This is a genomic window from Streptomyces sp. NPDC001594 (genome assembly GCF_042893675.1).
GTDB lineage: Bacteria > Actinomycetota > Actinomycetes > Streptomycetales > Streptomycetaceae > Streptomyces.
Genome location: NZ_JBIAVB010000010.1, coordinates 90,138 through 103,376, shown reverse-complemented (window position 1 = coordinate 103,376; position 13,239 = coordinate 90,138). Strand labels below are relative to the sequence as shown.

Below are 13,239 nucleotides of genomic sequence, written 5' to 3'. Positions count from 1 at the left end.
ACGGTGTACTGAACCCTCAGGCGCCGCCGCGCCCGCCCCGCGGCCCCGCCGACAGGCCCGAGCGGCGCCTGAGTACCGCCAGTGCGGCCACGGCCAGCGCCGAAGCCCCCGCCAGCCCCGCGCCCGGGAGCAGCCCCGGCGGGGTGAAGGAGCAGTGCACGGTGGTGGTGCGGCCGTCCAGGGGCACCGCCAGCAGCCCCAGCCGGGACCCGGCCGGGCGGCCCTCGCAGCTCCAGCCGGCGATCGCCGGTACCGCGACGACCGCCGTGCCCGTGCTGCCGGGCGGCAGGGTGGCGGTCAGGCCGGAGTCGCCGACCCGGACCGAGGTGGCGGCCGCACCGCGCAGCGCCGCCACCGCCGCGGTCAGCTTCGAGCGGTCCAGGCAGGCCAGCGCCCACTGCTCCGGGGCCGGCCGGTCGAAGGCCAGCACCGAGGAGGCACCGCGCGAGCGCCCCAGCGGCTGGAGCATCGCCCGGTTCTTCGGCGGGGTGCCGTTCAGCCGGGCCGGGCGCCCGTCCGCGAGGCGGGCCGTTCCGCTGTACTGCGGGGCCCACAGGAAGGCGTCCGTGCCCGCCCGGCAGGTCCCGGGCGCGACCGGGTCCTCGTACACCTTCGCCCCCAGCAGCAGCTCCTGGTTGGCGAACGGCGACTCGCCGAACTCCGGGACGGGCCCCGCGGGCCGGACGGTGACCAGCGGCAGCGCCTCCGCCCGGACGGCCTGCCCGTCCGTCTTGAGCCGGGCGCCGACCGAGAACAGGGCGTCCGTCACCGGGTTGTCCAGGCTCTGGACGCTGCGCCCGCGCGAGGTCCAGCCCGCGCCGAGCGCCGCCATGGTGCGGGTGAACACGTCCGGGGTGTGGCTGCTGTAGTACGAGCCGCCCTCGCCGCCCAGCAGCAGCGGGTCGTTGTTCGACAGTGCGGGCCGGCCCGCGTCGGTGCGGTACGCCGGCCAGCCGTCGGCCCGGGCCAGGGCCCGTTCGCGGACGGTGTTGGTCCGCCCCCAGGAGGGGTAGTCGTCCAGCCCGCCCAGCTTGCCCTTGTGCCCGTACGCCGTCGTCGCGGCCGCCTGCGCGACCAGGGCCGCCGCCAGCACGGCGGCGGCCGGCAGCAGCAGCCGCCGGTGGCGCAGGCCCCACCAGGCCCCCGCCGTCAGCGCCAGCCCGCCGCAGAACAGGGCGTACCCCCAGCCCGTGGCGAGCGCGCTGCCCGCCGCCCACGCGGCGGCCGCCGCCAGGACGCCGGCCCCGGCGGCCAGCGCCCGTACGCCGGGCAGCCCGGCCGCGAGCCCGGTCCAGGCGGCGATGACCACGATCCCGGCCAGCACGAACGTCTGCCGGTACGGGCTGCCGTTCGGGGTGGCGAAGACGTGCCAGGCCAGATGGGTCGGGGTCCACTGCAGGGACAGCAGCACGGCCGCCACCAGCCCCGCCCACCACAGCCGGGTGCGCAGCGGCACCGCCCGGTGGAAGGGCAGCGCCGTCACCAGCAGCAGGGTCCCGGTGCCGACGAACAGGGCGGGGGAGCCGAAGGAGTAGGTGGCCGGCATCAGCCGGGCGAACAGGTCGGACCAGGGGACCGGGGCGAACTCCTTGGACCACCCCGGGTAGGCCTGCTTCGAACTGAGGAAGACCGGCACCAGCAGCGGCGCCGTCAGCGCCATCCCCAGCACGGTCGTCACCGCCGCCCGCCCGACCACCCGGGCCCGCTCGCGGACCCCCTCGCGGGTCAGCACCACCCGCACCACCAGCACCAGGGCCGCGCCGATCGTGGCCATGTAGGCGGTGTAGAAGTTCGCCGCCCAGCAGACGGCCACCACCAGCACCCCCAGCAGCGGCCGCCGCCCGCGCAGCGCCCACTCACCGGTCAGACACAGCAGCGGGAAGGCGATCAGCCCGTCCAGCCACATCGGGTTGTACGAGGCCTCGATCACCGACCAGCCGCACAGCGCGTACGAGGCCCCCAGCAGCCCCGCCGCCCACCACGGCCCGGGCCGCTGGGTGCGCAGCAGCCAGGCCATCGCGGCGGCCGCGGCGGTCATCTTCAGGACGGTCACCACGTACACCGCGAGGTCGATGTCGTGCCGCGGGAACAGCCCGACCAGCAGGGCGAAGGGGCTCGTCAGGTACGTGCCGAGGTCGGGCAGGAAGCTGGTGCCGTACCCGGACTGCCAGTTGAACAGCAGCCCGCCGTGCGCCCGGCCGTGCAGCAGGTCCCACAGGTGGGCGTGGAAGGGCACGAACTGGTTGCCGAGGTCGTTGACGTTGCGGTGCCGGTGCCCGTACGGAAAGACCTGTGCGACGGCGTCTCCGGAACACACGGCGACGGCCGTGACCAGGGCGGCGAACGCCGACCCGAACAGTGCGGGCCGACGTCCGGAGGGGCGTACGGGGGCCGGAGCGGGGCGCTCCGGGGTGGGGTGCGGAGCGAGCTGCGAAGTCGACATGGTGAGCCGACCTTCGCAGGAACGTCCGGCTCCGCGGTAGCCGGGGGGTTAATTCGCACCTTCGACACCCTGGGAATCGTTGGTCGAACAGGTGGCTCGGGCCACTCCGACTGCATACCATCGATCACCGCACGGCCTTGTGCACCGACGCACAATCACCCGGCCCTGGAGGCTCCTTTGCACCGTCGCACAGCGCTCTCCGTATCTGCCGCCCTGCTCGCGGCGGCCCCCTTGCTGGCCGCCTGCTCGGGCGGGACCCGTCCCGGTACCGCGGCCGTCGTCGGCGGCGAGCGCATCACCACCTCGGCGCTCCAGGCACAGGTCAACGACGTGCGCACCGCGCAGAACCGCACCGATCAGGGGGCGCGGCTGATCGGTGCCACCGCCGGGCTGGAGCGGCTCAAGCTCAACAAGATGATCCAGACGGCGGTCCTGGAACGGGCGGCGGACGACGCCGGGCTGAGCGTGAGCCCCAAGGAGATCGAGGACGTCCGCAAGGCGCAGCTCCAGCAGGTCGGCGGGGAGAAGGCGCTGGCCGCGGCCGCCCTGGAGCAGGCGCAGCTGGCCCCGGACCAGATCGACGCCGACACCCGGTTCAAGCTGCTGCGCGACAAGCTGTTCGCGCACTACGGCAGCCAGGACAAGGCGCTGGTGAAGCTCGGGGAGGCGGCGAAGGAGCTGCACATCGAGGTCAACCCGCGGTACGGGCGCTGGGACGAGAAGCAGATCCTCCTCGGTGACCAGCAGACCCCGTGGATCACGCAGAAGACGATGCCCGAGCAGGCGGCCCCCGCCGGAGCCTGACACCGGGGGACGGAGGTAGGTTCGGAGGGTGACCGACCACACCGCCGAACCCGCCCCCGCCGCCGCCTCTTCCGATGAGTCCGCCGACTCCGGGCGGATCGTCCTGCTGACCGCCAGCCACCGGGTGGCCCCCGGGCTGCTGTCCTGGCCGGCCTGGCAGGCCCTGCACGCCGCGGACCGGGTGCTGTGCGCGGACCCGGGCCACCCGCAGCTCCCGTACCTGCGGGAAGCCGGGGTGGTCGTGGCGCACGAGGCCCCCGACGCACACGCTCTCGTCGATGCCTGCGCCGGGGGCCGCACCATCGTGGTGATCCCGTCCGGCGAGGGCGACCAGCGGCTGACGGACGGGCTGGCGCGGCTGGCCGGCTCGGGGCGGGTGGCCATGCCGGACCTGGAGCTGCTGCCGGGGTCGTACGACCTGCCGGGCGCGCGGCTGCTGGATCTCGTGCAGGTGATGGACCGGGTGCGCCGGGCGTGCCCGTGGACCTCGCGGCAGACCCATGAGGGGCTGGTGAAGTACGCCATCGAGGAGGCGTACGAGCTGGTCGAGGCGATCGAGGAGGGCGACCGGGAGGCGCTGCGCGAGGAACTCGGCGACGTGCTGCTCCAGGTGGTCTTCCACGCGCGCATCGCCGAGGAGGGCACGGGTGACGCGGAGGAGGGGGAGGCGTTCTCCATCGACGACGTCGCCGGTGATCTGGTCGACAAGCTGATCCGCCGCCACCCCCATGTCTTCGGGGACGCCACGGCCGAGTCCCCGGAGGACGTCAGCGCCCACTGGCAGGCCACCAAGGCGCTGGAGAAGCAGCGGGAGTCGGTCACCGACGGGATTCCGCTGGCCCAGCCCGGGCTCGCACTCGCGGCGAAGCTGGCCGGCCGGGCCCGCGCGGGCGGGGTCGCCGTGGAGCTGCCCCGGGGTGAGGGCATCGGCTACGAGCTGCTGGAGCTGGCGGCCCGCGCCGAAGCGGCGGGCACCGACCCCGAAACGGCCCTCCGCGCGGCGGCCCGCACCTACCGCGACGCGATCCGCGCGGCGGAGGGCGTCGGCGAGTAGCCCCCGGCCGCCGGGCCCGCTTCACCAGGCATGCCCCGCGCCGGAGCACCCGTAGTGCGCCGAAGCATCAGTCGCGCGGGGCTCGGGCCGACGGGTCGTGCCAGTGCGGGGGCGGGCGGTGCAGGAACCACTCGCCGAAGCCCAGGGGACGGCCGCCGGGGACGGGGACGGTGTCGTGGAAGAGGCGGTCCGGGCGGGCTCCGAGTTCCTCCAGGACGAGGGCGGTCTCCTCCATGAACACCGGCGGCCCGCTCAGGTAGACGTCCTGCTCGGGCCACAGGGCCCGGTTGCCGAGGGCGGTCGCCAGCCGGGCGGTGGCCTGGTCGCGGTGCTGCCCGGGGGCGGGGGTGATGTAGGTGACGGCGAGCCGGCGGCGGGCGGCGGCGTACGCGTCGATCCAGGGCCGGTCATAGAGGTGCGCGGCGTCCCGTGCGGCCAGGAAGAGCCGCACGTCCTGATCGGGAGGGTGCTGCGCGAGTTCTTCCAGCATGGCCCGGACGGGGGCCCAGCCGGTTCCGGCGGCGATGAGGGTGACGGGCCGGTCCGCGCGGCGCAGGGTGAGCCGCCCGCCCGGGGCGCTGAGCCGCAGCCGCTCGCCGGGCCCGGTCTCGCGGACCAGGGCGGTGCTGAGCCGGCCGCCCTCGATCCGGCTGACGTGCAGGTCGACGGTGTGGTCGGCGCGGGGGGCGTTGCCGAGGGAGTAGGTGCGCCACACGGACGGGACCCGCGCGCTGCTGACGCTGACGTACTGGCCGGGGAGGTACGGCAGCGGGGCGTGCGGCGCCAGGGTCAGGACGGCGACGTCCGGCCCGTAGCCGAGGTGGCGCACCACCTCGGCGTCCCACCAGGGCGGGTCCTCGCTCGCGGCGGCGCCGGCCGTCATCGCGTCGGCCATCAGCTGGTAGGCCTCGCTCCAGGCCTTCTCGGCGTCGGGGGTCCAGGCCGCGCCGGAGGTCGCGGCGAGGGCGGCGAGCAGGCTGGAGCCGACGGCGGCGTAGTGCTCGGGTCCGACCAGGAACTTGCGGTGGTCGCGGCCGAGGTCGTGGAGATAGGGGAGGAGGCCGTCGTCCTCCAGGCGGGAGACGATGTGGGTGAGGGCGGCGAACAGCCGGTCGCGCTGGCGCTCCAGGTCTTCGGCGGAGTCCGGGAACAGCCGGCGGATCCCGGGGTTGTGCCAGAAGAGGTGGGAGTAGAAGAACTTGACCGCGTGTTCGGCCCGTCTCTCCACCACCGCGAAACTGCTCTTCAAGATCCTCACGTCCACAGGACCGAAGTAGGAATGTCCGACAAGCCGCCGTCAAGGGAAGGGCGATCCACGGACAGCCGCGACGAACCGCCCATAACGGATGGCCGGTAGCGAGCCGGGATACCGTCGACGGGTGCACGAGCAGACCCCCGACACCCCGCCAGCCCCTTCCGTCCCCGAGGCGCCGACCCTCTTCGACTGGGAGTTCGCCACCGACCCCTACCCCGCCTACGCCTGGCTGCGCGAGCACGCGCCCGTGCACCGCGCCACGCTCCCCAGCGGGGTCGAGGCCTGGCTCGTGACCCGGTACGCGGACGCCCGCCAGGCCCTCGCCGACCAGCGGCTGAGCAAGAACCCGGCGCACCACGCCGAGCCGGCCCACGCCAAGGGCAAGACCGGGATCCCCGGTGAGCGCAAGGCGGAGCTGATGACCCACCTGCTCAACATCGACCCGCCGGACCACACCCGGCTGCGCCGGCTGGTGTCGAAGGCGTTCACCCCGCGCCGCGTCGCGGAGTTCACCCCGAGGGTGCAGGAGCTGACCGACCGCCTCATCGACGCCATGGTGGAGAAGGCCGGGGCCCAGGGAAGGGGGGAGGCGGACCTCATCCACGAGTTCGCGTTCCCGCTCCCCATCTACGCCATCTGCGAGATGCTCGGCGTACCGCGCGAGGACCAGGACGACTTCCGCGACTGGGCCGGGATGATGATCCGCCACGGCGGTGGCCCGCGCGGCGGGGTGGCCCGGTCGGTGAAGCGGATGCGCACCTATCTCGGGGAGCTGATCCACCGCAAGCGGGACGATCTGGGCAATGACCTCATCTCCGACCTGATCCGGGCGAGCGACCACGGCGACCACCTGACGGAGGCCGAGGCCACCGCGATGGCCTTCATCCTCCTCTTCGCCGGCTTCGAGACGACCGTCAACCTCATCGGCAACGGGGTCCACTCCCTCTTCATGAACCCCGGCCAGCGCGCCCGCCTCCAGGACTCCCTCGCCGCGGGCGAGACCGCCCTGCTGGAGACCGGCGTCGAGGAACTGCTGCGCTACGACGGCCCGGTGGAACTGGCCACCTGGCGGTTCGCCACCCGCCCGCTGGCCCTCGGCGGCCAGGACATCGCCGCCGGCGACCCCGTCCTGGTGGTCCTCGCGGCGGCCGACCGCGACCCCGCGCGCTTCGCCGATCCGGACACCCTCGACCTCTCCCGGAGTGACAATCAGCACCTCGGATACGGCCACGGGATCCACTACTGCCTCGGCGCCCCGCTCGCCCGCCTGGAGGGCCAGACGGCGCTCGCGACTTTGCTGAAGCGTCTGCCGGATCTGGAACTTGCCGTTCCCCCTGCGGACCTGCGCTGGCGCGGCGGACTCATCATGAGGGGCCTGCGCACCCTGCCCGTGCGCTTCACAGTCCCGAACGCCTGAGCCGCGCGCCGAGGCGCCGACGACGGCCCCGCACCGGCCCCCGGGGCGGCGGAACTGACCGGAATTCAGTCTTCGGCCGAACTTGTGACATCCGTTCGAAGGAGGCTAGGTTCTGCCGTTACCCCGCCGTTATACGAAAGGTGCAGGCTCATGCTTCCCGGGAACGGCCGCCACAGACGACCCCGTCAGGTCCCCGCCATCGTCGTCACCGCCGGAGTCACCGGCTCGGCGCTGGCCCTGCCGCTGCTCGCCGCCACCGGCGCGAGCGCGGCCGACACCGCGACGTGGGACAAGGTCGCCGACTGCGAGAGCGGCGGCACGTGGAGCGCCAACTTCGGCAGCGGGGCCTACGGCGGACTCCAGTTCACCCTGGAGCAGTGGAAGAACGCGGGCGGCCTCGAGTTCGCGGAGCGCCCCGACCTCGCCAGCCGCTCGCAGCAGATAGCCGTGGCCGAGCGGGTGCTGGACTCCCAGGGCCCCGAGGCGTGGCCGCTGTGCTCCGCCTCGGCGGGGCTGTCGAAGAACGGGCCGAAGCCCGACGTGGACACCGGCACCTCCAAGACCCCCGGCCCGGTCGGCCCCAGCCCGGCCCGGCCCGACTTCTCGGTGCCGTCCACCGGGAAGGACAAGCCCTCCACGGACTTCGGGGCGCCCACGCCGGCCCCCGGCACCCCGGGCCCCGGCGTGCTGCCGGACTACCCGCTGGGAGCCACCAGCGGACTGCCCGTCATGCCGGAGCCGGACTACTCCGTGCCGCCCACCCCGACCACGGGCCCCACCGCCCCGACCACCAACCCGGCCAACCCGGCCAACACGGGCAACACGGGCAACCAGGGCAACCAGAACGGTCAGGGCAACCCGGGCAACTCCAACAACCAGGGCACCCCGGCCACTCCGACGGCCCCCGGCACCCCGACCGCCCCGGTCGACCCGACGGCCCCGGCCACCCCGGGCGCCACGCCCGCTCCTTCGCCCTCCGCAGACGCCTCCGGGGGCAACGGCAAGCACCGCGGCCCGGCCGCCCTCGAGGTGCCCGCGGCCCCTGGCGCGGCGTCAGCCGCCGCCGCGGAGCCCGTGTACACGGTGAAGCCGGGCGACAGCCTGGCGGCCATCGCGGACGCCAACGGCCTCAAGGGCGGTTGGACCGCCCTCTACCAGGCCAACGAGCAGGTCATCGGCCAGGACGCGGACCTCATCAAGCCCGGCCAGAACCTGGATCTAACCAAGAAATAGGGGTAGTTCGGGCAGCCGTTACGGGCTGAATGTCCGTTATCGGCAAGTGAGACATGCATCTCTTCCGGACAACTGGCGTGTCTCATTCCGGAACTTCCGCAAACCCCGCCCCGACCTGCGCAAACGCGCCCTCCCGGAACGCAAGTAGGCCGGTTTCTCCCCAAAATCACACGTTGAACATCGGGGAGAGACCTGTCTACCTTCTGAGTCGCTCGCCACCGCGAGCTCCTTCGACCGCATCGCCGAATCCTGCCGGCGGCCGGAGGGAACAGTCGTCGCGCAAGCGCCGTTGGCAGGAGCGGGGGAACCAAGGTAGTTGCCGGGAAAGGCCGTTGAGAGACGGCCCGCGTACCGGCTTGGGGTGAAGACGCGCAACTGCGCGGCCGGGCAACTCATCCGCCCGAACCCGACAGCTCACCTCGAAGGCGTCGGTGAGGAGAACTCCATGCTGCTTTCCGGCAAGGGCAAGCACCGCCGCGGCTCCAAGGCCGTCCGTATCGTCACGCTCGCCGGTGTCGCCGGTGTCGCCGTCGCCGCCCCGCTGATGGCGGCCGGTTCCGCCAGCGCCGCGACCGTCTCGGAGTGGGACAAGGTCGCCTCGTGCGAGTCCGGCGGCAACTGGTCCATCAACACCGGCAACGGTTACTACGGCGGTCTCCAGTTCTCCGCCTCCACCTGGGCCGCGTACGGCGGCAAGGCGTACGCCGCGCAGGCCAACCAGGCCACCAAGTCGCAGCAGATAGCCATCGCCGAGAAGGTCCTCAAGGGCCAGGGCAAGGGCGCCTGGCCGTCCTGCGGCGTCGGCCTGTCCAACTCCGCCTACAACGGCGGCGGCTCGACCACCACCCCGGCCAAGCCGAAGCCGGAGACCAAGCCGGCCCCGGCCAAGCCCGCCCCGGCGAAGCCCTCCACCCCGAAGGCCGACACCGAGACCAAGAGCACCGGCTCCGGCTCCGGCAACTGGACCCCGTCCAAGCCGGCCCCGTCGAAGCCGTCGACCCCGAAGGCCGAGACCCCGGCCACCGGCAACGGCTCGTACACGGTCAAGGAGGGTGACACCCTCGGCACCATCGCCGACGCCAACGGCGTCAAGGGCGGCTGGGAGAAGCTGTTCGACCTGAACAAGGACACCGTCAAGGACGCCGACCTGATCTTCCCGGGTCAGAAGCTGAAGCTCAGCTGAACTCCGGCGTAACACCCTGAGCCGCATCCGTGCGGCATCCGGGCGGCACCCCCGCACGGCCCGTGGCACCGACGCCCGGCGCGCATCCCTTGCGCGCCGGGCGTCGTCGCGTCCGGGCCGCGCCGCCGCACGTCCGGCCCGATTTCCAGGGTCCTATGTCCTGGAAGGCGGGTATTCGGCCCCTTTTTCGTCCCAGGACCCGGGCGGTCGGCTGGCCGACCGCCCGGAGCCGGTTAGGCTCTAGTCGGCGAAGGCCGTCCCAGGCCCCACGCCACCGCACACCCAGCGTCACATCCCAGAAGGAGATGCTCGTGCCGTCCATCGACGTCGTCGTAGCCCGGGAAATCCTGGACTCCCGAGGCAACCCCACGGTCGAGGTCGAGGTGGGCCTCGACGACGGCAGCACCGGCCGTGCTGCAGTTCCGTCCGGTGCCTCCACCGGAGCGTTCGAAGCCGTAGAGCTCCGCGACGGTGACCCCAACCGCTACCTGGGCAAGGGCGTCGAGAAGGCCGTCCTGGCCGTCATCGAGCAGCTCGGCCCGGAGCTCGTCGGCTACGACGCCACCGAGCAGCGCCTGATCGACCAGGCGATGATCGACCTGGACGCCACCGAGAACAAGGGCTCCCTCGGCGCCAACGCCATCCTCGGCGTCTCCCTCGCCGTCGCGCACGCCGCGTCCGAGGCCTCCGACCTCCCGCTCTTCCGCTACCTCGGCGGCCCGAACGCGCACCTGCTGCCCGTTCCGATGATGAACATCCTCAACGGCGGTTCGCACGCGGACTCCAACGTCGACATCCAGGAGTTCATGATCGCGCCGATCGGCGCGGAGTCCTTCTCCGAGGCCCTGCGCTGGGGTGCCGAGGTCTACCACACCCTCAAGAAGGTCCTGCACACCAAGGGCCTCTCCACCGGCCTGGGCGACGAGGGCGGCTTCGCCCCGAACCTGGAGTCCAACCGCGCCGCGCTCGACCTCATCATCGAGGCCATCAAGCAGGCCGGCTACGTCCCGGGCAAGGACATCGCGCTCGCGCTCGACGTCGCCGCGTCCGAGTTCTACAAGGACGGCAAGTACGAGTTCGAGGGCCAGTCCCGCTCGGCCGCCGAGATGACCGAGTACTACGAGGAGCTCGTCTCCGCGTACCCGCTCGTCTCCATCGAGGACCCGCTGTTCGAGGACGACTGGGCCGGCTGGAAGACCGTCACCGACCGCCTGGGCTCCAAGGTCCAGATCGTCGGCGACGACCTCTTCGTCACCAACCCCGAGCGCCTGGCCCGCGGCATCGAGGAGGGCTCCGCGAACGCCCTGCTCGTCAAGGTCAACCAGATCGGTTCGCTGACCGAGACCCTCGACGCCGTCGAGATGGCCCAGCGCAACGGCTTCAAGTGCATGATGTCCCACCGCTCCGGCGAGACCGAGGACGTCACCATCGCCGACCTCGCCGTCGCGGTGAACTGCGGCCAGATCAAGACCGGCGCCCCGGCCCGCTCGGACCGCGTCGCCAAGTACAACCAGCTGCTGCGCATCGAGGAGATCCTCGACGACGCCGCGGTGTACGCCGGGCGCAGCGCCTTCCCGCGCTTCAAGGGCTGAGTCCTCGCCTAGCCTCCCTACGTCCCCGCACTCGGTCCCGTACCGTGTGCGGGGACGTATTGCGTAGCGCGTACAAGGGGAGGCGGATCAATGGCCGGGAACCGGGACCGGTTCTCCACCTTCTCCACGGCGACCAGGCTCCGGCAGCTCGGGGAGCGGACCGCGGCCCACGTCTACCGCTCGCAGTCCCGCCGGGTCGTGCGCCGCAGCCGGCTCACCGGCCGGGCGGCGCTACTGGTGCTCGTGCTCTGTACGCTGGTCGTCGCCCTCGCCTACCCGATGCGCCAGTACGTGTCCCAGCGCTCGGAGATCGCCGACCAGCAGCGGGCCGCCGCCACCGCGCGCAAGCGCCTGGAGCAGCTCCGCGACGAGAAGGCGCGCTGGCAGGACCCCGCCTACGCGGAGCAGCAGGCGCGCAGGCACCTGCACTTCGTGCGCCCGGGGGAGATCGGCTACATCATGACCGACCCCGGGGCCGCGGCCGCGGAGCACCGCCGCGGCGGCCAGAGCGGATCCGACCGCCCCTGGTACTCCAACGTCTGGGACGGCGTCGACAAGGCCGACCGCCCCGGCGACTGACCCACCCGTTGGCCCACCCATCACGACCGTCACGTACGGGCGACCGCAGGCGGCCGCCCCGTACGACCGAACGAAGAGACTTCCTCCAGGCATGCAGACGCCCCCGCCCCAGACCGACCGGACCGAGCCGACCGCCGCCGACATCGAGGCGTTCGAGCAGCAGCTCGGCCGCCCCCCGCGCGGGCTGCGCGCCATCGCGCACCGCTGCCCCTGCGGCCAGCCGGACGTCGTCGAGACCGCCCCGCGCCTCCCCGACGGCACCCCTTTCCCCACGCTGTACTACCTCACCTGCCCGCGCGCGGCCTCCGCGATCGGCACGCTGGAGGCCAACGGCGTGATGAAGGAGATGCAGGCCCGCCTCGCCGAGGACCCGGAGCTCGCCGCCGCGTACCGGAAGGCGCACGAGGACTACATCCAGCGCCGCGACGCCATCGAGGTGCTCCAGGGCTTCCCGAGCGCCGGGGGCATGCCGGACCGGGTGAAGTGCCTGCACGTGCTGGTCGGCCACTCGCTCGCGGCCGGCCCCGGGGTGAACCCGTTCGGCGACGAGGCCCTCGCGATGCTGCCGGAGTGGTGGGCCAAGGGCGCCTGCGTCACCCCCTGCTCCGACGGGGTGAAGGAAGAGGGGTCCGCATGACCCGGGTCGCCGGCATCGACTGCGGTACGAACTCCATCCGCCTCCTCGTCGCCGACTGCGACCCGGCCACCGGGGAGCTGGTCGAGCTCGACCGCCGGATGACCATCGTCCGGCTCGGCCAGGGCGTGGACAAGACCGGCCGGCTGGCCCCGGAGGCGCTCCAGCGCACCTTCGCGGCCTGCCGCGAGTACGCCGCGGTGATCAAGGAGCTGGGTGCCGAGCGGGTCCGCTTCGTGGCCACCTCGGCCTCGCGTGACGCCGAGAACCGCGAGGACTTCGTGCGGGGCGTCCTGGACATCCTGGGCGTGGAGCCCGAGGTGATCTCCGGGGACCAGGAGGCGGAGTTCTCCTTCACCGGCGCCACCAAGGAGCTCACCGGCGACACGGCCCTGGAGCGGCCCTTCCTGGTGGTGGACATCGGCGGCGGCTCGACCGAGTTCGTCGTCGGCGAGGAGCACGTGCGGGCGGCCCGCTCCGTCGACGTGGGCTGCGTCCGGATGACCGAGCGCCACCTGGTGGTGGACGGCGAGGTCACCGACCCGCCGACCGGGGCGCAGATCGCCGCCATGCGCGCCGACATCGAGGCGGCCCTGGACCTGGCCGCCGAGACCGTCCCGCTGGACGAGGCCCGCACCCTGGTGGGCCTGGCGGGCTCGGTGACCACGGTCGCCGCGATCGCCCTGGAGCTGCCGGAGTACCGCTCCGAGCGCATCCACCACTCCCGGATCTCCTACGAGCAGGTCCGCGAGATCAGCGGGCGCATGCTGACCGCCACCCACGCCGAGCGCGCGGCGATCCCCGTGATGCACCCGGGGCGGGTCGACGTGATCGGCGCGGGCGCCCTGGTCCTGCTCGCGATCATGGAGCGCACCGGTGCCGCCGAGGTCGTGGTCTCCGAGCACGACATCCTGGACGGCATCGCCTGGTCCGTGGCCTGACCGGTCCGCCGGTGCGGGTGCACGAGGGGGCGTCCGGATCCGGACGCCCCCTCGAGCCGTTCGAGGGCGTTCCTGAGGCGCCCGTCGTGCGGGGCTGTGGCGCG

General features: G+C 73.0%; 11 protein-coding genes and 1 riboswitch. Of the genes, 9 read left to right on the top strand and 2 right to left on the bottom strand.

The window, feature by feature from the left end; translation table 11 throughout:
• Positions 1–16: 16 nt before the first annotated feature.
• A complete protein-coding gene (locus ACFY0O_RS20800; RefSeq protein WP_388948419.1) occupies positions 17–2,443 on the bottom strand; it encodes a YfhO family protein in 2,427 nt (808 codons plus the stop codon).
• Positions 2,444–2,620: 177 nt separating this feature from the next.
• Between ACFY0O_RS20800 and ACFY0O_RS20795 the strand changes: the two genes are divergently transcribed.
• Together ACFY0O_RS20795 and ACFY0O_RS20790 are read left to right on the top strand one after the other, a co-directional pair.
• A complete protein-coding gene (locus tag ACFY0O_RS20795; RefSeq protein ID WP_388948416.1) occupies positions 2,621–3,247 on the top strand; it encodes a SurA N-terminal domain-containing protein in 627 nt (208 codons plus the stop codon).
• 28 nt (positions 3,248–3,275) lie between these two features.
• The gene (locus tag ACFY0O_RS20790) at positions 3,276–4,301 is read left to right on the top strand and encodes a nucleoside triphosphate pyrophosphohydrolase (RefSeq protein WP_388948413.1); all 1,026 of its coding nucleotides are present in this window, start codon (positions 3,276–3,278) and stop codon (positions 4,299–4,301) included.
• Positions 4,302–4,368: 67 nt separating this feature from the next.
• Here the strand turns inward: ACFY0O_RS20790 and ACFY0O_RS20785 are convergent, their stop codons facing one another.
• On the bottom strand, positions 4,369–5,559 hold the full coding sequence (locus ACFY0O_RS20785; protein WP_388948411.1) for a globin domain-containing protein: 1,191 nt from the start codon (positions 5,557–5,559) through the stop codon (positions 4,369–4,371).
• A gap of 121 nt (positions 5,560–5,680) precedes the next feature.
• Between ACFY0O_RS20785 and ACFY0O_RS20780 the strand changes: the two genes are divergently transcribed.
• The 7 genes from ACFY0O_RS20780 to ACFY0O_RS20750 all read left to right on the top strand — a co-directional run bounded on the left by ACFY0O_RS20780 (position 5,681) and on the right by ACFY0O_RS20750 (position 13,135).
• The gene (locus tag ACFY0O_RS20780; RefSeq protein WP_388948408.1) at positions 5,681–6,973 is read left to right on the top strand and encodes a cytochrome P450; all 1,293 of its coding nucleotides are present in this window, start codon (positions 5,681–5,683) and stop codon (positions 6,971–6,973) included.
• Between the two features lie 150 nt (positions 6,974–7,123).
• Positions 7,124–8,206, top strand: coding sequence for a transglycosylase family protein (locus ACFY0O_RS20775; RefSeq protein ID WP_388948405.1), 1,083 nt, complete (start codon positions 7,124–7,126; stop codon positions 8,204–8,206).
• Positions 8,207–8,480: 274 nt separating this feature from the next.
• A riboswitch (cyclic di-AMP (ydaO/yuaA leader) is annotated at positions 8,481–8,649 on the top strand.
• A gap of 2 nt (positions 8,650–8,651) precedes the next feature.
• Complete coding sequence (locus tag ACFY0O_RS20770; RefSeq protein ID WP_388948402.1) at positions 8,652–9,389, top strand: transglycosylase family protein; 738 nt, start codon at positions 8,652–8,654, stop codon at positions 9,387–9,389.
• Positions 9,390–9,694: 305 nt separating this feature from the next.
• On the top strand, positions 9,695–10,981 hold the full coding sequence (gene eno / locus ACFY0O_RS20765) for a phosphopyruvate hydratase (RefSeq protein ID WP_358894546.1): 1,287 nt from the start codon (positions 9,695–9,697) through the stop codon (positions 10,979–10,981).
• Between the two features lie 90 nt (positions 10,982–11,071).
• Positions 11,072–11,560: a septum formation initiator family protein gene (locus ACFY0O_RS20760; protein WP_358894545.1), complete on the top strand. Its 489-nt coding sequence runs from the start codon at positions 11,072–11,074 to the stop codon at positions 11,558–11,560.
• A gap of 91 nt (positions 11,561–11,651) precedes the next feature.
• A complete protein-coding gene (locus ACFY0O_RS20755; protein WP_388948400.1) occupies positions 11,652–12,197 on the top strand; it encodes a DUF501 domain-containing protein in 546 nt (181 codons plus the stop codon).
• Positions 12,194–13,135 (top strand): exopolyphosphatase, encoded by a 942-nt coding sequence (locus ACFY0O_RS20750; RefSeq protein WP_388948397.1) that lies wholly within the window; start codon positions 12,194–12,196, stop codon positions 13,133–13,135. The genes ACFY0O_RS20755 and ACFY0O_RS20750 overlap by 4 nt, the downstream gene beginning before the upstream one ends.
• The last annotated feature ends 104 nt before the right edge of the window (positions 13,136–13,239 follow it).